20 protein-coding genes are annotated in these 26376 nt (G+C 44.7%); 17 read left to right on the top strand and 3 right to left on the bottom strand.

The features are described 5' to 3' along the window. Nucleotides 1–2 precede the first annotated feature (2 nt). The 11 genes from ACTNBR_RS01335 (at nucleotide 3) to ACTNBR_RS01285 (ending at nucleotide 14249) form a co-directional block, all read left to right on the top strand. The gene (locus ACTNBR_RS01335; protein WP_427807232.1) at nucleotides 3–920 is read left to right on the top strand and encodes an ABC transporter permease; all 918 of its coding nucleotides are present in this window, start codon (nucleotides 3–5) and stop codon (nucleotides 918–920) included. Further along, nucleotides 917–1705, top strand: coding sequence for an ABC transporter permease (locus ACTNBR_RS01330; RefSeq protein ID WP_441016753.1), 789 nt, complete (start codon nucleotides 917–919; stop codon nucleotides 1703–1705). The genes ACTNBR_RS01335 and ACTNBR_RS01330 overlap by 4 nt, the downstream gene beginning before the upstream one ends. Nucleotides 1706–1708: 3 nt before the next feature. Beyond that, nucleotides 1709–3490 (top strand): dipeptide ABC transporter ATP-binding protein, encoded by a 1782-nt coding sequence (locus ACTNBR_RS01325; protein ID WP_427807234.1) that lies wholly within the window; start codon nucleotides 1709–1711, stop codon nucleotides 3488–3490. Nucleotides 3491–3507: 17 nt separating this feature from the next. Then, nucleotides 3508–5115, top strand: a complete 1608-nt coding sequence (locus tag ACTNBR_RS01320; RefSeq protein WP_427807235.1) for a peptide ABC transporter substrate-binding protein — start codon at nucleotides 3508–3510, stop codon at nucleotides 5113–5115. 4 nt (nucleotides 5116–5119) lie between these two features. Further along, nucleotides 5120–5671, top strand: a complete 552-nt coding sequence (locus ACTNBR_RS01315) for a bifunctional adenosylcobinamide kinase/adenosylcobinamide-phosphate guanylyltransferase (RefSeq protein ID WP_441016750.1) — start codon at nucleotides 5120–5122, stop codon at nucleotides 5669–5671. Continuing rightward, nucleotides 5668–6057, top strand: a complete 390-nt coding sequence (locus ACTNBR_RS01310) for a bifunctional adenosylcobinamide kinase/adenosylcobinamide-phosphate guanylyltransferase (RefSeq protein ID WP_427807238.1) — start codon at nucleotides 5668–5670, stop codon at nucleotides 6055–6057. The genes ACTNBR_RS01315 and ACTNBR_RS01310 overlap by 4 nt, the downstream gene beginning before the upstream one ends. Then, complete coding sequence (locus ACTNBR_RS01305; protein ID WP_427807239.1) at nucleotides 6054–6695, top strand: precorrin-8X methylmutase; 642 nt, start codon at nucleotides 6054–6056, stop codon at nucleotides 6693–6695. Before ACTNBR_RS01310 ends, ACTNBR_RS01305 begins: the two co-directional genes overlap by 4 nt. A 3-nt stretch (nucleotides 6696–6698) precedes the next feature. Next, complete coding sequence (locus tag ACTNBR_RS01300) at nucleotides 6699–7151, top strand: precorrin-2 dehydrogenase/sirohydrochlorin ferrochelatase family protein (protein ID WP_427807240.1); 453 nt, start codon at nucleotides 6699–6701, stop codon at nucleotides 7149–7151. A 270-nt stretch (nucleotides 7152–7421) separates the two neighbouring features. Then, on the top strand, nucleotides 7422–8474 hold the full coding sequence (gene tdh, locus ACTNBR_RS01295) for an L-threonine 3-dehydrogenase (RefSeq protein WP_427807241.1): 1053 nt from the start codon (nucleotides 7422–7424) through the stop codon (nucleotides 8472–8474). A gap of 20 nt (nucleotides 8475–8494) precedes the next feature. Then, nucleotides 8495–9691 (top strand): glycine C-acetyltransferase, encoded by a 1197-nt coding sequence (locus ACTNBR_RS01290; RefSeq protein ID WP_427807242.1) that lies wholly within the window; start codon nucleotides 8495–8497, stop codon nucleotides 9689–9691. A 220-nt stretch (nucleotides 9692–9911) separates the two neighbouring features. After that, nucleotides 9912–14249: an SNF2-related protein gene (locus tag ACTNBR_RS01285; protein ID WP_441016747.1), complete on the top strand. Its 4338-nt coding sequence runs from the start codon at nucleotides 9912–9914 to the stop codon at nucleotides 14247–14249. Between the two features lie 49 nt (nucleotides 14250–14298). Here ACTNBR_RS01285 and aroA read toward each other — a convergent pair whose 3' ends face one another. Then, nucleotides 14299–15612, bottom strand: a complete 1314-nt coding sequence (gene aroA / locus ACTNBR_RS01280; RefSeq protein ID WP_277647229.1) for a 3-phosphoshikimate 1-carboxyvinyltransferase — start codon at nucleotides 15610–15612, stop codon at nucleotides 14299–14301. A 33-nt stretch (nucleotides 15613–15645) separates the two neighbouring features. Continuing rightward, nucleotides 15646–16743, bottom strand: coding sequence for a prephenate dehydrogenase/arogenate dehydrogenase family protein (locus ACTNBR_RS01275; protein ID WP_441016744.1), 1098 nt, complete (start codon nucleotides 16741–16743; stop codon nucleotides 15646–15648). A 194-nt stretch (nucleotides 16744–16937) separates the two neighbouring features. Here ACTNBR_RS01275 and ACTNBR_RS01270 point away from each other — a divergent pair, with 194 nt between their 5' ends. The 4 genes from ACTNBR_RS01270 (at nucleotide 16938) to ACTNBR_RS01255 (ending at nucleotide 23610) form a co-directional block, all read left to right on the top strand. Then, the gene (locus ACTNBR_RS01270; protein WP_427807246.1) at nucleotides 16938–19016 is read left to right on the top strand and encodes an elongation factor G; all 2079 of its coding nucleotides are present in this window, start codon (nucleotides 16938–16940) and stop codon (nucleotides 19014–19016) included. Nucleotides 19017–19173: 157 nt separating this feature from the next. Next, the gene (gene trkA / locus ACTNBR_RS01265) at nucleotides 19174–20529 is read left to right on the top strand and encodes a Trk system potassium transporter TrkA (protein ID WP_427807247.1); all 1356 of its coding nucleotides are present in this window, start codon (nucleotides 19174–19176) and stop codon (nucleotides 20527–20529) included. 16 nt (nucleotides 20530–20545) lie between these two features. Beyond that, nucleotides 20546–21991 (top strand): TrkH family potassium uptake protein, encoded by a 1446-nt coding sequence (locus ACTNBR_RS01260; RefSeq protein WP_427807248.1) that lies wholly within the window; start codon nucleotides 20546–20548, stop codon nucleotides 21989–21991. A gap of 11 nt (nucleotides 21992–22002) precedes the next feature. After that, nucleotides 22003–23610 carry a CvpA family protein gene (locus ACTNBR_RS01255; RefSeq protein WP_427807249.1) on the top strand — a complete coding sequence of 536 codons (1608 nt, stop codon included), beginning with the start codon at nucleotides 22003–22005 and terminating at the stop codon, nucleotides 23608–23610. 110 nt (nucleotides 23611–23720) lie between these two features. Here the strand turns inward: ACTNBR_RS01255 and ACTNBR_RS01250 are convergent, their stop codons facing one another. After that, nucleotides 23721–24143 carry a hypothetical protein gene (locus ACTNBR_RS01250; RefSeq protein ID WP_427807250.1) on the bottom strand — a complete coding sequence of 141 codons (423 nt, stop codon included), beginning with the start codon at nucleotides 24141–24143 and terminating at the stop codon, nucleotides 23721–23723. A gap of 172 nt (nucleotides 24144–24315) precedes the next feature. On the opposite strand from ACTNBR_RS01250, the gene ACTNBR_RS01245 reads away from it, so the two are divergent. Both ACTNBR_RS01245 and ACTNBR_RS01240 read left to right on the top strand, forming a co-directional pair. Then, nucleotides 24316–25413, top strand: a complete 1098-nt coding sequence (locus tag ACTNBR_RS01245; RefSeq protein WP_427819906.1) for a CobW family GTP-binding protein — start codon at nucleotides 24316–24318, stop codon at nucleotides 25411–25413. A 16-nt stretch (nucleotides 25414–25429) separates the two neighbouring features. Next, on the top strand, nucleotides 25430–26368 hold the full coding sequence (locus tag ACTNBR_RS01240) for a TIGR03943 family putative permease subunit (RefSeq protein ID WP_441016741.1): 939 nt from the start codon (nucleotides 25430–25432) through the stop codon (nucleotides 26366–26368). Nucleotides 26369–26376: the final 8 nt, after the last annotated feature.

Genomic DNA, 26376 nt, shown 5'->3' with positions numbered 1-26376 from the left:
ATATGGGGAACTATATTATAAAAAGAATTTTAACAGGCATTTTTTCTTTGTTTGTTCTGATCACGGTTACATTTTTCCTGACGAGAAGTATGCCCGGAAGCCCATTTCAGAGCAGCAACATTTCACCCAATATGGTAGAAACGATGGAAAAAGAATATGGACTGGATGAACCGGCAGCAGTTCAGTATAAGAATTACCTGACAGGCTTGTTAAGGGGAGATATGGGGATTTCTTATAAAAAGCAGGGTGTACGGGTTTCTGATGTAATCGCAAGGGCCTGGCCGTATACGGTGAAAGTCGGAGGACTGGCAATCCTGACGGCGCTTGTTCTGGGAACGGCGCTGGGAATCTGTCAGGCGTGCAGTAGAAAGACTCTGGTAAGAGAAGGAATTTTTATCGGAACTGTACTTGGAGGTGCGATTCCGAATTTTGCGGCGGCAGTCTTGCTTTTGCTGATATTTGGAGTAAAGCTTGGGTGGTTTCCGGTTTCCGGTCTTTTATCCCGGGCGCATTATGTGCTCCCGGTCTTATCTCTTGCTTTATATCCGACTACGGTTGTGGCTAGAATGATGAACCAGTCCATACGGGAGGAGTCTGCAAAAGAATATGTGGTCATGGCAAAAGCGAGGGGAATCAGCCAGAAGAAAATTTTGTATTGTCATATTCTGAGGCATGCGTGGACTTCGATCCTGGGGTATCTGGGCCCTGCGGCCGCTTATCTCATTACCGGAAGTTTTGTGACGGAAACGGTATTTAATATCCCGGGACTTGGAAGAGAATTTGTGAATGCGGTATCCGGAAGAGATTATACGATGATCATGGGACTCACAATCTTTATGGGAATGGTCGTTATTATCGTTAATCTGGCAATGGACATCCTGCGCATGATACTGGAACCGTCGGTAAGGAGGAGCAAATGAAGACTTTCTGGAAAAGTAAATACAGCCGTCTGGGAATCTGTATACTGCTGGTATTGACTTTTTTTACGGTTTTGGTTCCGTTTCTTCCGTTTTATGATCCGGTTACGCAGAATGCAGATCTGAGAAATGCAGGTAGTTCTTTGATGCATTTGTTTGGCACCGATAAATTTGGCCGTGATATTTTCAGCAGAGTGTGGTATGGGGCCGGAATCAGTATGAAGGTGGGCATTCTTGCCAGTCTGATCTCATCGATAGTGGGACTTCTGTATGGCGGGATTGCCGGATATGCCGGAAAGAAAACGGATATGATCATGATGCAGGCAGCAGATATTGTGGATTCGATTCCATCGCTTTTGTATGTCATCCTGTTCATGCTGCTTTTCGGAGCCAGTGTAAAAACGGTGATTTTGGGAATCTGTATCTCCGGGTGGACACGGATGGCGCGCGTAGTTCGTGGCGAGATTCTGCGATTAAAAGAGATGGATTACATTCTTGCGGCCCGTCTCGAGGGATCCGGGGCAATGCGGATTCTGATCAAACAGATGCTTCCGAATCTGAAGGAAAAAGTGATTTTGAACGCAGTACTGCTTGTCCCGGAAGCTATTTTCACAGAGGCTTTTTTGAGCTTTCTGGGTGTTGGAATTGCTGCACCGGCTGCAAGTCTTGGAACTCTGATCCAGGAGGCAAGAAGCCAGATGCAGATTTATCCTACACAAATGATGTGGCCGGTACTGGTGCTGATCTTATTGATCTTTTCGCTGAATCTGATCGTCAGGGAGAATTAGGTTATGAGTTTACTTAAAATAGATGATTTAAGTGTAAAATTTCATAAACGGCAGGAAGGAGACGGTGTAGTAAACCATTTCTCATTTGAGCTGAGAGAGGGAGAAATCACTGGACTGGTGGGGGAATCCGGTTGTGGAAAGACCACGGCAATGCGAGCGGTCTTGGGACTGCTTTCTTCAGAGACAGAGGTTTCTTTTGGGTATATGGAAGCCGAAGGAGAAGAAATCCTGCGAGGATACCACGAAATGGGCGGGGATTGTCCGGAAAAGATGAAGAAATTGAGAGGACATGTAATTTCTATGGTGTTCCAGGAACCGTCGGCGTATCTGGATCCTGCAATGACGGTGGGAAAACAGCTGACAGAGACGATAAGAGAGCATGCTCGATGTGGAAGGAAAGATGCGGAACAAGAAGCCGGTAAGCTTCTCAAAATGGTGGAGATCACGCGGGAGAAAGAGGTAATGAAGCAGTATCCGTTCGAACTGTCGGGAGGAATGTGCCAAAGGGTTTCAATCGCACTTGCGCTTGCCTGTCATCCGTCTGTTTTAATTGCGGATGAGCCGGTGACTGCGTTAGATGAAGCCATCCAGGAAGATATTCTGATCCTTCTTCGGCGGATCGCAAAAGAAAATGACATGGCAGTCATGCTGATCAGTCATGATCTGAGTGCGGTCGCTTCTATCTGCGACAGAGTTCTGGTTATGAAGGAAGGAAGTCTGATAGAAGAAGGTTCTGTGGAAGAGATTTTCCAAACACCCAGACACGAATATACAAGAGAATTGCTGCGATGTGTGAAAAATCTGGGTCAGAGGGAACTTCGGGAGGTCCAAAGAAATGCAGAAGAGATTCTGAAGCTTGAGCATGTGAGTAAATCTTACAAAGTGACAGAAGCGGTCAAGGATGTGAGTCTGACGATTTTTCGAGGAGAATGCTATGGCATAATCGGGGAGAGCGGATGTGGTAAAACGACGCTTGCACGGATGATAACCGGAATGTTGAGACCGGATGCGGGAGAAATTCGGTATATGGGAAAGCCTATTGTGCCTTTAAGAAAATGGAAAAAGAACCGGCATCAGGAAGGAATACGTATGATTTTCCAGAATCCTCTTACAGCTTTGAATCCGGCATTAACAATCGAACAAATGTTGACGGAGACGATTTTTGCCGGTGGGAAAACAGACAAAATAGAAATGAGAGAGCACTATGTAACAGTATTGGAAAGAGTTGGAATGGGAGAAGAGGTATTGACGAAATATCCGGATGAATTTTCGGGAGGACAGAGACAGAGACTTGCTCTTGCCCGTGCACTCTTAAGAAATCCCAGCTTCCTGGTCTGCGATGAGCCGGTATCGGCACTGGATTTTCCGGTGCAGGAACAGATACTGAGGCTATTAAAGGAAATACAGAAAAAAGAGAAAGTGACAATTTTATTTATTTCTCATGATTTACATGCAGTGCACTTTTTATGCCAGAGAACGTGTGTGATGTATCTGGGAACGATGGTTGAAGAGGGCTACACAGATGAGGTTTATAGGAAGCCTCTTCATCCCTATACCAGAGCACTTCTGAATGCAGGACACAGAACAGAACCAGAAAGTGTAAGGCAGAACTCAGAATCTGAAAATATGAATCTGGAGAATACAAATATGAGAGAGGAAGAGTCACATGGTTGTCCTTATGCCGGAAAATGTCCGGATGTCAGAGCGTATTGTTATCGAAAACGTCCAAAGATGTATTCAATCGATGGACGAAGAGTGGCATGTTTTTTATATACGGAACGGTAAACAAGAGGAGAGACAGGATGAAGAGAATATATGCAGTATTGACAGTGCTTCTTGCTGTCAGTTTGATTTGCGGCAGCTGTAGCCAAAAGAAAGATGAAATAAGAAATGAAGAGAAGGAGCTTACAGTGGCAATCAGTGCAGATACCGGATCAATGGATCCGGCCGGAAGTATCGCGCTGACCTACCTCGCGTATTCTGTAACTGCACTGGATGAACTTCTGACATATGACTCTGATGGAAGGATTGAGTACCGCGCAGCTAAATCTTATGAAGTGAATGAAGACTCAACGATTTGGACATTTCATCTGCGGGAAGAGGCGGTGTGGTCGGACGGAAGTCCGGTCACTTCTTCTGACTTTGTAAATACAATGCAGCGTGCGCTGGATCCGGTGAGCCAGAGCGGATATGCTGTCTATCTCTTTCCGATCCGGAATGCAGAGGCAATCTATAATGGGGAAAAAGGGATAGAAGAACTGGGGGTGGAGACTCCGGATGAGTATACACTGATTTTTCATCTTGAAAGTCCCTGTGTGTATTTCCTGGATCTGCTGCGCCTTCCGGTCTATACGCCATCCTGTCAGAAATATGCGACTGAGACCGGAAACGGCTGGGATAAAGATCCATCGACCAGTGTCTCAAACGGTCCTTTTTATCTGAAAGAATATGTGCCGGAACAGTATTTTGTGCTGGAAAAGAACGAACGGTACTGGAATGCAGATCAGATACAATTGAACAGAATCACGTACCGCTTTTTTGCAGATCAGCAGTCCATGGCGAATGCATATGAGGCGGGAGAAGTGGATGTGGCGACTTCTCTCCCATCCTATGTTATGGAACTGTATCAGGGAAAAGCAGATCTGGTTGTGACAAATCAGATCGCAACACGGTACATTTACCCGAATCTGGATGTGGAGCCGCTTCAGGACGTGCGGGTCCGGAAAGCACTGAGTCTCGCAATCGAGCGGGAAGAACTCTGTAAAATCGTAGGCGATGATACGGAACCTACCGTCAATCTTGTCGCAAAGCGCATGAAAGATAAGGCTACCGGCAATTATTTTGTGGAAGAAGCGGATCCTCCATTTGAAGAGAATATAGAAGAAGCCAGAGAACTGCTGGCGGAAGCAGGCTATCCGAACGGAGAGGGCTTCCCGACATTGACTTATAATTACCCTACACTGGAGTTGGATTCGGATACGGCGCAGGTTCTGAAGGAACAGCTGAAACGAAATCTGAATATCAACGTGGAACTGAAGGCGCAGGAACTTCAGGTTAATTATTCCGATCGCCATGCAGGAAATTTTGAATTGTGCCGGATGAACTGGACGGCGGATTTCACAGATCCATATACCTATTTGTCGCTCCTTCTTACCAACAGTACATATAATTGCAACGGAGTGAAGGATGCAGAATATGATGCACTGGTAAAGGCATCGGACTCTGAGACGGATCCGGAGAAACGATCACAGCTTCTTCATCAGGCGGAACAGCTTGCGGTGGGAAAGCAGTTTTATGTGATACCGTTATTCTCGATGAAGAGCTGCAATTTGATACGGCCGGAAATTATCGGGATTACGCAGATAGCCGCTACCGGTGCACTGGAATACCGGTACGCAGACAGGAGGTAGGAGTATGTTCCATCTGGTGACAGGAGGAAGCGGAAGCGGAAAATCGGAATACGCAGAACAGCTGATCATGGAATTTGGAGAAAAAGAGCCCTGGAGAAAACGGTATTACCTTGCTACGATGATGCCCTTTGGGGAGGAGACAAAACAGAAAATCGAACGCCACCGGAAAATGAGAGAAGGAAAAGGGTTCTGTACTGTTGAATGCTATCTGAATTTGAAAAAACAGCTTATCGGGCTGTTTGATGAAGAAAAACAAGCATGTAAACCATTGGTTTTGTTGGAGTGTATGTCGAATCTTGCCGCAAATGAACTATATGAAGAGAACGGTGCAGGGGAGAATTCGGCTGAAATAATTATGGAAGGAATCCGCTTTCTTGTCGATCACAGCTGTCTGCTTGTGGTCGTTACAAATGAAGTTTTTGCTGAAAGTGTACCGGATTCCCCCGAGATGACTGTATATAAAGAGGTGCTTGGGACGGTCAACTGCCGTATGGCAGGAATGGCAGATCAGGTAACGGAAGTGGTTTACGGAATTCCGGTGGAGGTGAAGAGATGAGAATGATCATTGGCGGGGCATTCCAGGGAAAAATGGAATATGCCCAAAAAGAATATCCCGGGATCAGATGGGTGGATGGAGCGGCGTGCTCGGAAGAAGAGCTGCTTCAGTGTGAAGGAGTCTATCATTTTCATCTGTATATCCGAAAGTCAATGGAAAAATATGAAGAGATGAGACTGTTTGCAGACAGAATCATTCGGGAAAATCCACAAATTGTGATCATAACAGATGAAATTGGATACGGACTCGTCCCGATCGATGCTTTCGAGCGCAGATATCGTGAAGAGACAGGACGGATCTGCACCAGGCTTGCAGCATTTTCCGAACGGGTGGACCGGGTGGTGTGTGGTATCGGACTGCCAATCAAAGGAGGAGATGTGCGATGAAAATAGAATTGGAGCAGGTAAAGCCTGCGGAGATAGAAAAGAGAAGTTTTGAGATTATTACAGAGGAACTGGGAGATACAATCCTCATTCCGGGGACGGAGCCAATCGTAAAGCGATGTATCCATACCAGCGCTGATTTTGATTATGTCGACAATCTGGTTTTTTCGGATCATGTTGTGGAAAGAGCGCTTAAAGCCCTGCGCGGCGGTGCGTCGATCGTGACGGACACTCAGATGGGAAAATCAGGGATCAACAAAAAGAAGCTGGCTGAATACGGAGGACACGTGTACTGCTTTATGTCCGATGAGGACGTGGCAGAGGCCGCAAAAAAGGGAGGAACAACCCGTGCCCAGGCCAGCATGGACAAAGCGGCCGGGTTAAGCGAGAAGCTGATTTTCGCAATCGGTAACGCGCCGACAGCGCTGGTGAGATTGTATGAATTAATTAAAGAAGGTAAAATAAATCCCGAGCTGATCATCGGAGTGCCGGTGGGATTTGTGAATGTGGTACAGTCCAAAGAGCTGATCCTTGGACTGAAGGATACACCTTATATCGTCGCAAAGGGAAGAAAAGGAGGAAGCAATATCGCAGCATGTATCTGCAATGCCCTTCTTTATATGCTGGATCAGGAGGCGTAAACCATGCGAAAGTCTTATTTCCCTATGTTTGTGGATATTTCGGAGAAAAAGATCGTTGTGATCGGGGCAGGCGTGATCGCGGCACGGCGTATACGGACCCTTTTGGCATTTTCAGGGAACATTCATGTCATAGCATCTGAGATATGTGAAGAGGTCCTGAGACTGAAAGAAGAACAGAAGGTTCATTGTATCAGAAAAAAGTTCGAAGAGCAGGATCTTGCGGGGGCGGACATCGTGTTCGCAGCCACTAACAATCACAGATTGAACAGGCAGATCGTGTGTTACTGTAATGCACATGGAATCCCGGTCAATACTTGTGATCAGAAAGAACTGTGCGATTTTTATTTTCCATCTATTGTTATAAAAGACGAAATCGTGATCGGAATTGGCTCCGGTGGGACGGATCCCGGAAAAGTAAAGTCTGTCAGAGAAAGAATTGAAGGGATGTTGGAGTAAGCGGTGTACGCTGTACAAAGACAAAAATATGAGGTTTGTGCAAATTGTTGCAGCGTATTTGGTAAAAATATATAAAAATACGGGATTGTGTTTGTGCTTTATGCATAAATGTGTTCTTCAGTGAAAAACGTTTGTTTATGTGCGCGACACGAAAACATAAACTTGTAGAATGTGCGCAATACACGGAAAAAAGTGTTGAAAATCCGGCTGATTTTCCTTATGATATAAGTAACGGTTAAGGGAAATATTTCAAGCACGGAGGTTGAAAACATGAATGATAATATGATGTGGGCACTGGTGAAAGAAAAACCGGAACAGGGACTTTGGATGAAGAGAGTACCGATCCCGGAGGTTGGACCAAATGATGTGAAGATCAAGATCCACAAAAATGCAATTTGTGGTACGGACGTACACATTTATCAGTGGAATGACTGGGCACAGCACACGATCCCGATCGGACTTACAGCCGGACACGAGTATGTAGGCGAAGTTGTAGAAGTCGGAGCCGGTGTACAGGGATTCAAACCGGGCGATCTGGTATCCGGTGAAGGACATATCACCTGCGGCAAATGCCGTAACTGTCTGGAAGGACACAAGGAGAACTGTAAAGATGCAAAGGGCGTTGGCGTAAACAGAAACGGTGCGTTTGCTGAGTATCTGGTAATTCCGGCATCCAATGTATGGCCATGCAACCCGGCTATCGATGAGGAACTCTATGCAATCTTTGATCCGTTTGGAAATGCAACACATACAGCACTTTCTTATGATATGCTTGGCGAAGACGTTCTGATTGCAGGTGCCGGCCCGATTGGTATTATGGCAGCAGCAATCGCAAAATTCTCAGGAGCAAGACATGTTGTTATTACAGATATGAACCAGTATCGTCTGGATCTTGCGAAGAAACTCGGAGCAACAAGAACGGTCAATCTGACACAGGAAAAACTGCCGGATGTCATGAAGGAAATCGGAATGACAGAAGGATTTGACGTGGGTCTTGAAATGTCCGGAAGCCAGGTGGCTCTTCATGATATGATCCACAACATGAAACATGGTGGAAATATCGCACTTCTGGGTCTTCAGAGAACAGATGCTACGGTAGATCTGGAGACCGTAATCTTCAACGGATTGAATATCCGCGGTATTTACGGAAGAAAAGTATGGGATACATGGTACAAGATGTCTACTATGGTTCAGGCCGGACTGGATATCTCTCCGATCATCACGCATCGTTTTGACATCAGAGATTACGAAAAGGGATTTGCAGCAATGATTTCCGGAGAATCAGGAAAAGTAATTCTTGACTGGGCACATATCAACGATTAATAGAAAGGGGACCGCAGTAAATGGCACGTAAGAATGATATTTTAAGTATTTATACAAAAGAAGTAGAGGACATTAAGGAAGCAGGACTTTTTAAAGGCGAGGCTCCGTTCGTTTCTCCGCAGGGAGCTAGAGTAAAAATGGAAGACGGCAGAGAGTTGCTTTGCATGTGTGCAAATAACTATCTTGGACTGGGAGACAGCCCGCGTCTGATTGAAGCAGCAAAGAAAACATATGATGAAAAGGGATACGGAGTTGCATCTGTCCGTTTTATTTGTGGAACACAGGACATTCATAAACAGCTCGAGAAGAAGATCTCCAGCTTCCTCGGAACCGATGACACGATTCTTTACTCTTCCTGCTTTGATGCAAACGGTGGCCTTTTTGAGACGATCCTGACAGCAGAAGATGCAGTCATCAGTGATGAACTGAATCACGCATCCATCATCGACGGAGTACGTCTCTGCAAAGCAAAACGTTTCCGTTATAAAAACAACAATATGGAAGACCTGGAAGCACAGCTGAAAGCTGCAGATGAAGCAGGCGCAAGAATCAAACTGATCGCAACAGACGGTGTGTTCTCTATGGACGGAATCATCTGCAATCTGAAAGGTGTATGTGATCTTGCTGATAAATACAATGCGCTGGTTATGGTTGATGACAGCCATGCCGTTGGCTTTGTAGGAAAACATGGACGCGGAACTGCAGAGTACTGCGGTGTAGAAGGACGTGTTGATATCATTACCGGAACACTTGGAAAAGCACTTGGCGGAGCTTCCGGCGGATATACGAGCGGACGTAAGGAAATCATCGATCTTCTTCGTCAGAGAAGCCGTCCGTACCTGTTCTCCAATTCTCTTGCACCGGCAATCGCAGGCGCAAGCATTGAGATGTTCAACATGCTGGAAGAAAGCACAGAGCTTCGCGATCACTTGGAAGAAGTGACTGCTTACTACCGCAAACAGCTCGTTGATAACGGCTTCGACATCATTCCGGGAACCCACCCATGCGTACCGGTTATGCTGTATGACGAAAGACTGGCAGGCGAATATGCAAAGAAAATGATGGAAAAAGGTGTATACGTAGTAGCCTTCTCTTATCCGGTCGTACCGAAGGGAAAAGCAAGAATCCGTACACAGGTTTGCGCAAGCCATACAAAAGAAGATATCGATTTCATTGTAAAATGCTTCAAGGAAGTTAGAGAAGAAATCGGAAGATAATTATAGATAGATTTTGGAGGATGTCTCTTTGGGGGAAGGAGATGTCCTCATTTTTTATGTGTTTCGAATAAAGGGGAGAATAGTTGTCAATGATGAAGAATGTTCAGTTGTAAACAACGAAAGGAACTGATATACTGGAAAAGAATATATTCAAAGCCAGAGATTTGCTTTTGAAGGCGAATGGCAGTAATTGCGTAATAGATATGATGGAGCATTACAAATGAAAGAATGGAAAGAAAGATTCGATGAAACATCACTGGAATGGGGCAAAAAGGCATGCTTGAACAGAAAGGTTGTTGATTTGACCAGGACAGAGAAAGGGTATTCGGCAGCAGTATTAGAGAGACAACGAGCAGAGGTTGTTATCAAAATGACGGATGATGACATTTCACGTATGAACTGCCAGTGCGCAATCGCGAAAAGTGGGAAAAACTGCAGGCACATGGCGGCAGTACTCTATGCGATTGACATGAGAAAAGAGGCAGAACAGAGTCGAAAAAATGAAGAGGAACTCATGAAGCTATGGAGGGAGAACGAAGAAAAGCATGCAGCAGAAGAGCAAAAAAAATCGAAGCTTCAGATAAAAAGGAGAAGAACAGCATATGAAGAAGAAGAACTGAAGCGTCGTGAAGAAGAAAGAGCTGCGGAAGAAAAGAAACGCCTGGAGGAGGAAGAAGCGGCACGCGAAAAGAGACGAATCGAAGAAGAAAAAGCTGTGGAAGAAAAGAAACGTCAGGAAGAAGAAAAAGCTGCAAAGAAGCTTGCCAGAGAGCAGAGAAAAGCGAAAAAAGCACGGCAGGATGAGGAACGAAAGAAAATAGCAGAACAGCGCCGCGAAAAAGAGGCGGAGAGAATCCGTGCGGAAGAGGCCAGGAAGGAAGAAATCCGAAATAAGAAAAAGGAAGAAGCGAAAAGGCGAGAAGAAAAACGGCGTCTGGAGGAAGAAGGAAAACGCAGAGCTGAAGAACTGAAAAAAGAGGAAGAAAAGCGCAAGGCTGAGAAACTCAGGAAGGCAGAAGAAGAACGGATTGCAGAGGAACTGCGCCGAAAAGAAGAACAGCGGCTGGCCGAGGAGAGAATGCTGTCTGAAGTAAAGAAGCGTCAGCAGGAAAGAGCAAGAAGACAGATGCTGAAAAAGGATTATGAGACTTTGGAAAATCCATGGCATGATGACTCAGAAGAAATGGATTCAGAAAAGGCTCAAAAGAGAATGAATGCATTAGAGAATTATTCTTACTTCAGACCCGAGGTTATCAGAAATGCGATGAAATTTTCGAAGGCAGTGCAGAGTGAAGCTGAGAAAGTGATCAGAAACGGCAAACTCAGATTAGATGAGGTAGGAACCGGTTATAATCAGATGACAAGAGAAATACTGGGACAGATCAGTTTCAGTTGTGAGGAAGACGGGATCGAATTTCCGGTTTATGTCCAGTTTGCCAGAGATGAACTGTTGTCTCTTCAGTGTCATTGCCCTGAGTGCCGGATGAATTATTATGGCTGGTATTATTCGAAGAATCAGTTTTGCAAGTATAAGGCGGGAGCCTTACTTGAGACAGAAAGGATTTTAAAGGATCAGAACATCGGAGATGCAACGGACTACAGTGGAAAACGGGTCCTTTCCTCTTTTTCCAATAAACGAATGACGAAATTTGTGTCGGATATGGAAGCAGAACCGAAGAATCTGCGTCTGGTTCCGAGACTGGTCATGAAGGATGGAAAACTGACACTGACTTTCAAGGTGGGAGAGAACAAACTGTTTGTAGTAAAAAAAATGAATGAATTCTGTGAGAATGTTAAGAATGCTTCAACGGCAGTGTATGGAAGCAGTACGAATATTAATCATAATATTGAGAATTTCACAGAAGAAAGCCGGAAATGGATCCATTTTATTAATCAGGTTGTCCGGGATGAGAATGCATTTGCGCGGAGAATGATGGAATCAAGAAACTATTATTCTTACCAGAAGCAGGATGTGGGAGGTTCTGTTGATCTCTATGGATGGAGGCTGGACGAATTCTATAATCAGATGGGAGGAGAGCCTGTCGAGTACGAAAACCGCGACAAGTCACCGGTGAAAAAGATTTATCTGGAACCGGGAATCGGTGAACCGAAGATCCAGATGAGAATCAGTGCGGATACACTGGGGACGCACAAGGAATTCCATGGAGTGAGAGTCAGAGGAAACTTGCCGGAATTATTCTATGGAGTAGATACAGCCTACTATATCAGTGGTACTCATTTTATGAAAGTGGAACCAGAATTTCTTGGCAAAATGGAACCTCTGACAAGAGCGGCTGATGGTGGCTCAATTGCCTTCTTGGTAGGACGCAATCATATGGCAGAGTTTTTTTACCGTACTCTTCCACAATTACGTGAAGTAGCAGATATTACGGAAGCGGAACCGGAAAAATTCCGTTCGTATCTGCCGCCGGAAGTACAGTTTCGATTTGATCTGGATGCACCGGAGCAGGATGTCGTATGCCGTGCACTGGCGTGTTACGGAGAACAGGAGTTCTCTCTGACTGACTATTTTGATGATGAATTAATTGAAAACATGGCTGCCTTTCGTGATTATGAGAGAGAACAGGAAACCATAGCATATCTGTTTCAGTATTTCCCCGAAATTAATTGGGAAAGTGAAAGCTTCAGTTGTGGAAAAGATGAGGAACGAATCTATAATCTGATGAAGAACGGGCTGGATAAGATGCTGGAGCTGGGCGAAGTGAAATGTACGAAAAGCTTCCTGGGATACCGTACGATCAATAGAGTTCGTGTATCTGCGGGGGTATCTGTCTCCGAGGGAATGCTGAATCTGGAAATTTCGACTACGGATGTACCGATGCAGGAACTGTTGGAACTTCTGCAGAGTTATCGCACAAAGAAAAAATATTACCGGTTAAAGGATGGCTCCTTCGTTGATCTGGAGAATTCTCCACTGGAAGCTTTAAATGAGATGATTCAGGGACTGCATGTGAAGCCGAAAGAGTTCCTGAAAGGCAAACTACATCTTCCGATGTATCGGACACTTTATCTGGATAAACTGCTGGAAGAAAACGAGAGCATTTACAGTAACAGAGACAGTCATTTCCGTAAGATCATTAAAGGATTTAAGACGGTAAAGGAAGCGGACTTTGAAGAGCCAGAGAGTTTAAGCAAAGTGATGCGTCCTTACCAGAAAGATGGATTTAAGTGGCTGCGAACACTGGAGGAGTGGGGATTTGGCGGAATCCTTGCGGATGATATGGGACTTGGGAAGACGCTGCAGGCGATTGCTGTGCTTCTTTCTGCAAAACAAGAAGGAAAAGAAGGAACGTCTCTAATCATAGCGCCGGCTTCTCTGGTCTTCAACTGGCAGGAAGAGTTCAGCCGCTTTGCATCGGAACTTCGGGTAAATGTGGTTGCCGGTACGCAGAATGAGCGCCGGAATATTGTTGAAAACTGGAAGGATGTGGATGTGCTGATTACGTCTTATGACCTGCTCAAACGTGATATTGGGTTTTATGACGAAAAAACATTTCTCTATGAGATCATTGATGAAGCGCAGTATATAAAAAATCATTCAACAGCTGCAGCCAAAGCAGTTAAGGTGATACAAAGCAAAACCAGGTATGCTCTGACGGGAACTCCGATCGAGAATCGCTTAAGTGAGCTTTGGAGCATCTTCGATTATCTCATGCCGGGATTCTTATATTCTTACGAAGCTTTCCGAAAAGAACTTGAGATTCCGATTGCAAAGAATCGGGATGAGGCTGCTACAAGAAGACTACAGAAGATGACGGCTCCTTTCATCCTGAGAAGGCTGAAAGAGAATGTTTTGAAAGACCTTCCGGAGAAAATGGAAGAAATCAGGTATGTCAAGTTTGAAGATACACAGCAGAAGTTATATGATGGACAGGTACTGCATTTGAAACAGGTAATTTCCGAGCAGGACAATCAGGAGTTTAATAAGAATAAGCTGCAGGTATTAGCGGAAATCACGAAGCTTCGGCAGATTTGTTGCGATCCTTCGCTTTGTTTTGAACACTATCGCGGAGAAGCCGCGAAGGTTGATGCATGTCTGGATCTGGTGCAGAGTGCGATGGATGGCGGACATCGTATCCTGCTGTTTTCACAGTTTACTTCTATGCTGGATATTTTGAAGGAGAATTTTGATAAGGCGGGAATCCCGTATTTCCTGATAACGGGAAGCACCGCAAAAGAAAAACGTCTTGAGCTTGTCAGGGAATTTAACGAAGGAGATACGCCGGTATTTTTGATTTCATTGAAAGCAGGTGGAGTCGGACTTAATCTTACCGGTGCAGATGTGGTCATCCATTATGATCCATGGTGGAATCAGGCGGTTCAGAATCAGGCGACAGACCGTGCGCACCGAATCGGTCAGACGCGGAAAGTGACAGTGTATAAACTCCTGGCGAAGAACACGATTGAGGAGAAGATTCAAAAGCTGCAAGAGAAGAAAACTGATCTTGCTACCCAGATCTTAAGTGGAGAGAATGGATATTTGGGAAGTATGAACCGAGATGAATTGCTGGAACTTCTGGATTCCAATCAGGCATAAAAAAGGGGAACGCAGTTTTGCGTTCCCTTTTAAAACATTTGCATTTCAATTACTGATTCAATGCGCCCAGAGACTCATAGAATTCCGGGTAAGAGACATCGACACACCGGCTGTCCTGTATTGTGGTCGTTCCCGCAGCAGCAAGTCCGGCGATGGAAAATGCCATTGCGATGCGGTGATCCAGATAGCTGTTGATGTCCGTGCCGTGGAGAGGATTTCCACCGTGGATGATCATGCCGTCTTCGGTCGGAACCACGTCTGCGCCCATGGCAAGCAGAGCTTCCGTTGTTGTTTTGATCCGGTCGGTTTCCTTCACTTTGAGTTCAGCGGCATCTTTGATCACAGTTGTTCCTTCTGCGAAAGCTGCCATTACAGCGATCATTGGAATCTCGTCAATGAGAGTCGGGATGATCGCACCTTCTACCGTCGTACCGTGAAGTGAACTGGATCTTACAAGCAGATCGGCGGTCGGTTCTCCGCTGGCACTGGTCTGGTTTACATAAGTGATATCAGCGCCCATAGCGCGGCATACTTCGAGAAGTCCGGCGCGGGTCGGGTTGATCCCGACATTTCGGATGAGCAGTTCAGAGTTCGGCACCAGAAGTCCGGCGGCAATGAAATATGCCGCGGAAGAAATGTCACCGGGAACCTGAATCTGCCGGGCAAAAAGTTCTTCGCATGGCTGAATGGAGGCCGTGGCGCTTCCGTCGTCATGATTGATGGTTATTACATTTGCCCCAAATCCATTCAGCATCAGCTCCGTATGATTGCGGGACAGCGTAGGCTCTGTAACTTCAGTCACACCGTCGGCATAAAGTCCTGCGAGAAGAACGGCGGATTTGACCTGCGCGGATGCCACTCTGGAACGATAGTGAATATGTTTCAGCTCCGGGTGTGATCCGGGATTCAGGTGATGGTTGATCTGAAGCGGCGCACAGCCATTACCGTTCTGACTTTGAATATCGGCACCCATAAGGGACAGCGGTTCCATAATCCGTTTCATGGGGCGCGAATTCAGAGAGGCATCTCCCGATAAAGTGGTGGCAAAGGGCTGCCCGGAGAGGATTCCGGAGATCAGGCGGGTGGTTGTACCGCTGTTCCCGACATCCAGCGTTCCGGCCGGAGCGGTCAGACCATGAAGCCCCCTGCCGTGAACCAGTATCTTTTCCGGCGTATTCTCAATTTCGATCCCCATAGCGCGGAAACATCCGATCGTAGACAGACAGTCCGCTCCCTGAAGAAAATGAGTAATCTCAGTTGTACCTTTGGCCAGTGCCCCGAACATAACGGAACGATGGGAAATGGACTTGTCTCCGGGGATTTCAATCTCACCGTGAAGTCCGTGGGAAGTATGAATTTCCATAATTATGTATATTCCTTTCTGATTGTAGATTCGTTATCTTTCATATATGATATACCGATGCTTTCTGAGCAGAGCGGAAGCTTTATCGCAGGAATTGCCGTCGTAGAATTCAATTCTAAGAACGCCTTCTTCAAATTCGCGGTTATTTACAATTCCGATATTCTTGATATTGACACCGCCGCACGCAAGGATCGTAGCGATTGTTGCAATGCCGCCGGTCTCATCCGGTATGTCGCAGTAGATGGCGAACGTCTTCCGGATCGGTCCCGATGAACCGTCAGGGATCGAATTCCTGTAATTTCTGGAATGGTCAAACATATCATAAATTGCCTGAGAATCGCCTGCATCGATCAGTGATTTAGCCTGAGTCAGCATCTGAATATATTCATCCAGAATCCGGGAAATATTCTTTCCGTTCTGAAGGCAGATATGCTGCCACATCGTCGGTGAAGAAGAAGCAATCCTTGTGATATCCTTAAAACCGCCCGCCGCAAGATTCTTCATCAGTTCATCCGGAGTATCGGTATCCCGCACAAAATTAACCAGGGATGCGGCGATAATATGCGGAAGATGACTGATCGTGCCGGTAATCTGATCATGGATCTGATAATCAAGCACGACAGGAATGGAATGGAGAGCCTCCACGAACTCGGAATAGCTCTGTATTTTTTCTTTGGAAACTTCCGGAGAAGGAGTAAGGATGAAATAAGCGTTTTCAATTAAAAGCGGTTTGGAATTTGCAAATCCGCTTTTCTCAGAACCGGCCATCGGGTGACCGCCTATGAAGTATTTCCCCAGTCCCAGACGTTCAATCTCCTCATGCATCGGAGTTTTTACACTCCCAACGTCAGTGAGAATCAGTCCGTCATGGAGATAGGGCGTCATCATCTTCAGGTATTCGGTATTAAATGCCACAGGGGCACAGAGGAAAATGTAGTCGCAGTCGCGGAAATTGTCATCGATCGACGTGCAGGCTACATGAATGACCGATTCCTGTGTTGCAAGTGCCAGTGTTTCTTTATTATTATCGAATGCAATTATCTCGTAATCCGGATAGTAACGGCGGATGGCCCGGGCAATGGACCCGCCGATCAGTCCGAGACCAATAAATCCGATTTTCTTCTGTTTCATAGCTAAAGAATCCTTTCTAAACATTAACTTTCATTTTAAATGATAAAACGAATTCTGTCAATAATGCAACGCTTTAAAGTGAAAAAGCGATAGGAGTTGCGATATTTTTGTTAAAAATAAATAAAATAGTTGTAACTTTGAACAATATTTAGTACAATGTACCCATGAGAAACTTTTTACAAGGAGGCAGCAGCATGAAGGTTTACAGAACGGATGAAATAAGAAACGTTGTTCTTTTGGGACATGGGGGATGTGGAAAGACAAGTCTTGCAGAGGCAATGGCTTATGTTTCAGGAGCAACGAACCGTCTGGGCAGCATTGACGGAGGAAATACGATCAGTGATTTCGATAAAGAGGAGCAGAAGAGAAAGTTCTCAATCAGCACAAGTCTGATTCCGATAGAGTGGGAAAAAGCAAAGATCAATATTCTGGACACTCCTGGATATTTCGACTTTGTAGGTGAAGTAGAGGAAGCTGTAAGTGCGGCGGATGCAGCGGTGATCGTTGTTTCTGGTAAGGCTGGTGTTCAGGTCGGAACCGAGAAAGCATGGGAACTCTGCAACAAGTATAAACTTCCGCGAATGATTTATGTAACAGAGATGGATGTGGATGATGCAAGTTTCCGTCAGGTAGTGGAAGATCTGACAGCAAGATACGGAAAAGTAATCGCACCTCATTTCATGCCGATTCGTGAGAACGAGAAGCTGGTTGGCTATGTAAACGTTATTAAGAATGCGGCAAGAAGATATACAGGTCTCGGACAGAAAGAAGAATGTGAAATTCCGGAATATTCAAAGGAGAATCTGCAGATTTACCGTGAGAAACTTCTTGAAGCAGTGGCTGAGACGAGTGAAGCCTTTATGGAACGTTATTTCGAAGGAGATGAATTCTCTGTAGAAGAGATTCGTTCTGCTATGAGAAGCGAAGTTATGGACGGTTCGATCGTTCCGGTAGCGATGGGTTCCAATATTCAGGCGCAGGGCGTAACCAATCTCCTTTCTGATATTGTACGTTTCTTCCCGAGTCCGGAATATCGTGAGTGTGCAGGAATCAACCGTAAGACAAATGAGATCTTTGAGGCAAATTATGACTTTGCACAGCCGAAGAGTGCATATGTATTTAAGACTATGGTTGATCCGTTTATCGGAAAATACTCTTTTGTGAAAGTATGTTCGGGCGTACTGAAAGGCGATGATATCCTTTATAATGCAGAGACAGATGCAGAAGCAAAGCTTGGTAAAATCTACACCCTGAACGGAAATAAACCGGTAGAAGTGAGCGAGCTTTTTGCCGGAGATATCGGAGCAATCGCAAAACTTGGTACAACAAGAACCGGTGATACGCTCTCTACAAAGAATACTCCGGTTTCTTTTGGAAGAACCGAATACTCCAAACCATATACATATATGAAATATGTAGTAAATAATAAAGGTGATGAAGATAAAGTTTCCCAGGCACTTGCAAGAATGATGGCAGAAGATGTAACACTGAAAGTGGTGAATGACAGTGAGAACCGTCAGTCTCTTATCTATGGTATGGGCGATCAGCATCTGGAAGTTGTGGCAAGCAAGTTGGCAGAACGTTATAAAGTTGGTATTACACTTGAGACTCCGAAAGTTGCATTCCGTGAGACGATCCGCAAGAATTCCGATGTGGATACCAAGTATAAGAAACAGTCCGGCGGACATGGACAGTACGGACATGTTAAGATGAGATTTGAACCGTCCGGAGATCTGGAGACACCGTATGTATTCGAAGAAGAGGTTGTGGGAGGAGCTGTTCCGAAGAACTACTTCCCGGCTGTTGAGAAGGGACTTCAGGATTCTGTTGTTAAGGGACCTCTGGCAGGATATCCGGTTGTTGGCGTAAAAGCAACTCTTTACGATGGATCTTACCATCCGGTAGATTCCTCAGAAATGGCATTTAAGACTGCAACATGCCAGGCATTTAAGAAAGGTTTCATGGAAGCAGGTCCTGTTCTTCTGGAACCAATTGCATCCGTTAAGGTTACGGTTCCGGATGATTATACCGGAGATGTAATGGGAGATCTGAATAAACGTCGTGGAAGAGTTTTAGGAATGAATCCGGTTGCAGGCGGATATCAGGTGATTGAGGCGGATGTGCCGATGACAGGTATGTTTGGATATTGTACAACGCTTCGTTCCATGACGGGCGGACGTGGTACATATTCTTATGAATTTGCCCGTTATGAGCAGGCACCGAATGATGTTCAGGAGAAGGAAATCGCAAAACGCGCTGCAGAAGAGGCGTAAATTCAATTTGATAGAACAAGAGAAAAGCCGGGCATTTTGTCCGGCTTTCTTTAACAACACTAATTCGTTTTAAATTACAGACCTCGCTATTGTACTTTTGACATAAAAGTGGTATGCTACGTAGGTAAATCTAAAGAAAAATGAAGGGTAGCCTTAAATGAAAATTGTAATTATTGGGGACGGAAAAGTTGGACATAAATTGACGACACAATTATCCGAAGAAAATTACGATGTCGTACTGATTGATCGAAATGAAGGGAAACTGAAAGAAGCAATCAATAATTTGGATATTATGTGCATCAACGGGGATGGAGCAGATGCTCAAATCCAGAGACAGGCGGGAGTTCCGAATGCAGATCTGGTTATAGCCTGTGCGTCTACAGATGAATTGAATATGGTAAGCTGCCTTCTGGCAAGAAAACTGGGAGCAAAGCACACCATTGCACGTGTGAGAAATCCTATCTACTATCAGCAAATTGATCTTTTGAAAGAGGATCTCAGACTCAGTATGGCAGTGAATCCGGAACTTGCGGTAGCATTTGAAATCTCACGGGCGATTCTTCTTCCTGATACCGCAAAGGTTGAGACATTTATGAAAGGAAAAGCTGAGCTCGTAGAATATATTGTAAAAGAACAGAGCAGGCTGGACGGGATGAAGCTTTCTGATATTTATCAGAAGTATCAGATTAAACTGCTTATCTGTGCGGTGCGAAGAGGGAATGATGTGATTATTCCGGATGGAGATTTTCTGGTAAAGGTCGGGGACAGACTTCACTTGGTCGCTTCCCATAAATATATCGAAGAGTTTTTCCGATTTGTCGGAAGAAAAAGAAAAGTAAAGAAAGTCATGATCTGCGGAGGCAGCCGAGTGGCATATTATCTTGCAAAACAGCTGATTGCTCTTGGAATGCAGGTGAAGATCATTGAAAAAGATCTGAAAAAGTGTGAGTCACTCTGTGAAGAGCTTCCGAAGGCAACTATTATATGCGGAGATGCAGCAGATCATGATCTGCTGATTGAAGAGGGCATTGAAGAAGCAGATGCCATGATCAATCTTACTAATGTGGATGAGGAGAATATTATACTTGCATTGTTTGGAAGAACCAAGGGTGTGGATAAGATAGTGGCTAAGGTCAATGAAGACAGCAGAGCACAATTGGTGCAGGAACTGGATATTGATGCTTTGGTTTCCACGAAAACAGCGACTGCTGACGCGATTATGAGTTATGTGCGTGCTCGTCAGAATTCGCTTCGCAGCGTCAATGTTGAATCCATGTATCAGCTTGTCGGCGGAAGAGTAGTGGCTCTCGAGTTTATTATCAAAGAAGAGACAAATTATACCAATATTCCGTTGAAAGAACTTAGTTTTAAAGCGAACAACCTGATTGCTTGCATTGGGCGGGGACGTCAGGTGATCATTCCGGATGGTGATGAATGTATGAAGGTCGGGGATAGTGTAGTGATGGTAACGACAGAAAAAAAAGTACAGGATATCACTGATATAATGCTTTAGCAGGAGAATGTAAGCAATGAATAAGAAAATGACAAAATATATCATTGGAAAAATGCTTGGGGTTGAGGCGATTCTGCTTTTAATTCCGATGATGGTAGGGCTTATGTACAGTGAGAAGGAGTCGGCATATTTTCTTGTGGCGTCGGCACTCCTTTGCGTCTGCTATTTCATATGGGGGAGAAAAGAACCCGAAGATACGATGATTTACACGAAAGAAGGGCTGATCATCGTGGCGACGGCATGGATCTTCTGGTCACTGTTCGGAGCGCTTCCATTTTTTCTGTCCGGGTGTATACCGAATTTTATCGACGCGTTTTTTGAGACTGTTTCAGGCTTCACCACGACGGGATCGACTATACTTATGGATATTGAAAGTATGCCCAAATGTATGAATTTCTGGCGTGCACTGACGCATTGGATCGGTGGTATGGGTGTGCTGGTGTTTGTAATGGTGCTGACATCCCTTGATGAAAAGAATTCCATGCATCTGATGCGTGCGGAAGTTCCGGGTCCGGAAGCAGACAAACTGGTCCCAAAGGCAAGGGGAACGGCGCAACTCTTGTATGGTATGTATTTCATTCTGACTGTATTGGAAATCATCCTGCTCCTTTGCGGAGGGATGAGCCTTTTTGACAGTGTGACGCATGCATTCAGCACAGCCGGAACCGGAGGATTTAATTCCTACAATAACAGTGTGGCACATTTTAACAGCGCTTATATTGATGGTGTGATCACTGTTTTCATGATTTTGTTCGGGATTAATTTTAACATGTATTTCCTCCTGTTAATGAAAGATGTTAAAAATGTTCTGAAAAATGAAGAACTTCGTGCTTACCTGGGAATTATCGCAGTCGCTGTCGTGATGATAGTGGTGAATATCACTCCAATGTATCACTCTGTTGGGAAAGCATTTCGCTATGCTTCTTTTCAGGTGGCGGCAATCATAACAACGACGGGTTTCGTGACTGTGGATTTTAATCTGTGGCCGGAACTTTCGAAAATGGTGCTTCTGATTTTGATGATCATTGGTGCGTGTGCAGGGTCGACGGGTGGTGGTATCAAGGTTTCCAGATTTCTGATCCTGATCAAGAGTATCGGACGGGAATTGAAGTCGATGCTGCACCCGAAGGGAGTATCCATTGTAAAGGTAAACGGAAAAAGGGTGAAAGAAGAGACCATGCGGGGCGTATATGTTTATATCAGTGCATATATTATTATTCTTGCTCTTTCTGTTTTGCTTGTTTCTGCGAACAATTATAATTTTGAGACATCCTTTACGGCGGTACTTACGACTCTGAACAATGTTGGACCGGGGCTGGGACTGGTCGGTCCGGTGGAGAATTTTGCTAAATTCAATAGCTTTTCAAAACTGGTACTTTGCTTTGATATGCTGATCGGAAGACTGGAGATATTTCCATTCCTGATGTTGTTTACACCAACACTTTGGAATAAAAAATTTTAAAAGAGGAGGAAATGAATGTGAAAAAGAAAGGAACTATTCTGGGAGTTGTTATTTTTTTGATTTTGGCAGGAATCTACTATTATCTGGCGCTCCCAGCATTTAATATTCATTCGGCGGATGTATGGTACTTTATTCTTGTACTGGTTGCCGTTGTTGGAATTATTTATGCCCTGAAAAGAGGAATTTCAAGAAGAAAGGAGATCAGTGATTCCAAGTTTTTGAAGGTGATCATCGGACTGTTCATTGTTCTTCTGCTGGTATACCTGATTGGAAGCTTTCTTTCTTCACCGGTGATCAACGCAAAGAAATATCAGCAGCTTCTTAAGGTGGAGGACGGAGAATTTACACAGGATATTGAAGAACTGTCCTTTGATCAGATTCCGCTTCTCGACAGGGATTCGGCACAGATTCTGGGTAACCGCAAGATGGGAAGTATGTCTGACATGGTTTCGCAGTTTGAAGTCGATGATATTTACAGCCAGATCAACTACAAAAACCGTCCGGTCAGGGTATCTCCGCTTCGGTATGCCAGTCTGATTAAATGGTTTACAAACCGCAAAGAAGGAATCCCGGCTTATATCCGGATCGACATGGCCAGCCAGACAACGGAAATGGTAAAGCTGGACGAAGGTATGAAGTATTCGACCAGTGAGTACTTTGGAAGGAATATTTATCGTCATCTGAGGTTTGCGCATCCGACTTATATTTATGGGGATCTCAGTTTTGAGATTGACGATGACGGAGTTCCATACTGGATCGCACCGGTAATGAAATACAATATCGGTCTGTTTGGCGGGGTAACCGTAGGACGTGTGGTTTTGTGTAATGCCATTACCGGTGAAATGGAAGACTATAAGATCGATGAAGTACCGGAGTGGATTGACCGTGCGTATTCAGCAGATCTTCTGATAGAATTATATGATTATTATGGCTCGTTAAAGCATGGTTTCCTGAACAGCATACTGAGTCAGAAAGACTGCCTGAAGACGACGAACGGCTATAATTATCTTGCAATCGATGATGACGTATGGGTTTATACAGGTGTAACTTCTGTAAACAGCGATCAGTCCAACGTCGGGTTCGTGCTGATGAATCAGCGAACGATGGAGACAAAATACTATGCAGTCGAAGGTGCGATTGAGGACTCTGCCATGGATTCAGCTGAAGGTCAGGTGCAGAATCTGCATTATGTGGCTACGTTCCCGCTGCTTCTGAATATCTCGGGCGAGCCGACGTATTTCATCGCACTGAAAGATGATGCCGGTCTGGTCAAGAAATATGCGATGGTAAACGTCCAGAAGTACCAGTTGGTTGCGATTGGTGATACGGTCAGCAAATGTGAGCAGGAGTATAATGAACTTCTCCTTACCAATGGAGTGAAAGAAGCAGAAAAAGATGAAAGAGAAGTTCTGGAAATCAAAGGAAAGATCACTAAAATTGCACAGGCGGTCATTGACGGAACATCGCATTATTATATCATGATCGAAGGCTCGGAAGATATTTTTGATGTGTCTGTTGTGGACTATATTGATATCATCCGATATGAAATTGGTGATGAAGTAACTGTAGAATATAAAAAAGGAGAGAAGACGAACACGGTTTTGTCTCTGGAAAAATAAAGAAATGGATATCTGCCGGCGAGAATGTCGGCAGATATTTATCTATGTATAGGAACAAAAAAGGACGCAGCATCTATATGTTACGTCCTTTCCCTTGTTTATTTTCAATCTTAATTCAGAATCTGGCAGCCTTCCATGTTTACATCACCGAGCTGTTCATTTGTAGCGCTGATGCTGATATAGAAATCGATATTGTTGTCTTTAGAAATCTTTTTCAGTTTTTCAATAAAAGCAGGAATATTTTCAAGAGCGATATTAGCATGTTTTAAAATACCGTCAATGAAAATTGCCTGAATATCGTGGTCTGCACTTGTCATACCGTAAATGAATCCCAGGTATTCATCGATGTTCGTGATTACATCGTAATCATCCATGCAGATAGCGCGGATGTTGAAAGATAAGCTGTATGTATCGCGATGGCTCTTCTTGATAAAAAATACATGTCCGTCGCAACCTTTCACCAGTTCATTCGCACGCTCGATCATCTGCTGTGTTTTTCCACTACCCTTTGGGCCTGTTAATAAATTTACCATATCTACAAGTCTCCTTTTTACGTATATTTTGTACTAAAAATGGTACTCTTTCTCTTGGAACCATTATACACTAATCACAAAGGATAAACAACCCCATTTATTTGCAACTTTTTAGGAAGTGTGATACAATTAGCCATGCAGACGTAAAGATCGATTGAAAAGAGGATGAAAAATGACAAAAGTAGATATTATTTCAGGTTTTTTAGGTGCAGGTAAAACAACATTTATAAAAAAGCTGATCGAGGAGGTGTTTCCCGGAGAGAAGCTGGTTCTGATTGAAAACGAATTCGGCGAGATCGGTATCGACGGCGGTTTTCTTAAAGATGCAGGAGTTGAGATCACAGAAATGAATTCAGGATGCATCTGTTGTACACTGGTCGGGGATTTCAGCAAAGCACTTCAGAAAGTTCTTACAGAGTATCAGCCGGACAGAGTGATCATCGAACCATCCGGAGTCGGAAAACTGTCTGACGTAGTAAAGGCTATTGAAGGTGTCAAAGAAGAGGCAGATATTGAGATCGATGGCCGGATCACGGTTGTGGACGGGAAAAAGGCAAAGATTTATATGAAGAATTTCGGAGAATTCTTCGAAAATCAGGTGGAGCATGCATCCACGATCGTAATCAGCAGAACACAGATGATGAAGGATGAAAAGATTGAAGAATGTGTTCATATTTTGAGAGAGAAGAATCCGGATGCGGCCATTATTTCAACACCGTGGGAAGAACTTGGAAAAGAAGCAGTACAGCGCGCACTGGAGCATGGTGCCGAGATTGAAGGCATTCTGGAAGAACACCATCACCATGAAGAGGAAGAATGTTGCGATCACGAGCATCATCACCACCATCATGAAGAGGAGGAATGCTGTGATCACGAGCATCATCACCATCATCACGATGAGGAGTGTTGTGACCATGACCATCATCATGACCATGGTCCGGATTGCACTTGCGGATGCCACGATCATCATGATCACCATGGACATCACCATGCGGATGAAGTATTTACAAGCTGGGGCAAAGAAACAGCTCACAAATATACCGAGGATGAACTTGATTTTATCCTGAAAGCATTGACAGAGACGGAAGCTTACGGAACGATTCTTCGCGCAAAAGGCATTATTCAGATGGAAGACGGTTCATGGAAGCAGTTTGATATGGTTCCGGAGGAATTTGAGATCCGTGCAGGACAGGCTGATTATACAGGCCGCCTTTGCGTGATTGGAACAGATCTGAAGGAAGACGAGCTTATGAAGCTGTTCCATATTTAGACCGGAGGTGGGAAAGATGATGACACCGGTTTATATCTGTACAGGATTTCTGGACAGCGGCAAAACGACTTTCGTGAAGGATACCCTCATGAAGCAGGAATGGATCGAAGATGGGCCGACACTTCTTTTACAGTGTGAAGAGGGTGAAGAAGAGTACTCAGAGAGTTATCTGGATGAAAATGGTATGTTTCTCCTTGAAATAGAGGAACGGGAGCAATTGAACGGGGATTTCTTTGATAATTGTGAACGCACGTATCACCCGGCGCAGGTTGTCATTGAGTACAATGGTACATGGGATCTTCAGGAGATCATGGACGAGGAATATCCGGAAAACTGGGAAATCCAGGGCGTTTATTCTACGGTAAATGGCGAAACGCTGGATATGTATCTGAAAAATATGCGCAATATGCTGATGAGCCAGCTCACCGAATCGGAGCTGATCGTCATCAACCGCTGTGGAGAAGGGACAGACCGGTCTGCATTTCGAAGAGCACTGAAGATCCAGAACCCGCAGGCACAGCTGATCTTTGAGGATGAAGACGGACAGATCATCCCCCAGACGGAAGAAGACCTTCCATTTGATATCAAAGCGGATGAGATTGAGGTCGATGATGTGGATTTCGGAACCTGGTATGTGGATGCGTATGAGCATCCAGAGCATTATCTGCACAAAGAGATCACATTTCTGGCGCAGACGTTCCGACCGAAAGGAATGCCGGATAACCTAATGATTCCGGGAAGACAGATCATGACCTGCTGTGTGGACGATGTGAGATTTTATGGGTATCCGTGCAAAATATCCGGAAAACTGCAGTTTGAACAGAGAGGATGGGCTCGGATCAAGGCGCGTTTTGAATATGAATCTGTACGAAGATTTGCTCCGAAACAGCCGGTACTTTATCTGTTGGAGATGGAAAAAGCTCAAAAGCCGGAAGAAGTAGTAGTCTATCTTTAACTGAGGTG

This window comes from Bariatricus sp. HCP28S3_F11, assembly GCF_052065395.1.
Lineage (GTDB): Bacteria > Bacillota > Clostridia > Lachnospirales > Lachnospiraceae > Allocoprococcus.
The sequence above is the reverse complement of the archived record's forward strand: the minus strand, read 5'-3'. Positions and strand labels throughout refer to the sequence as shown.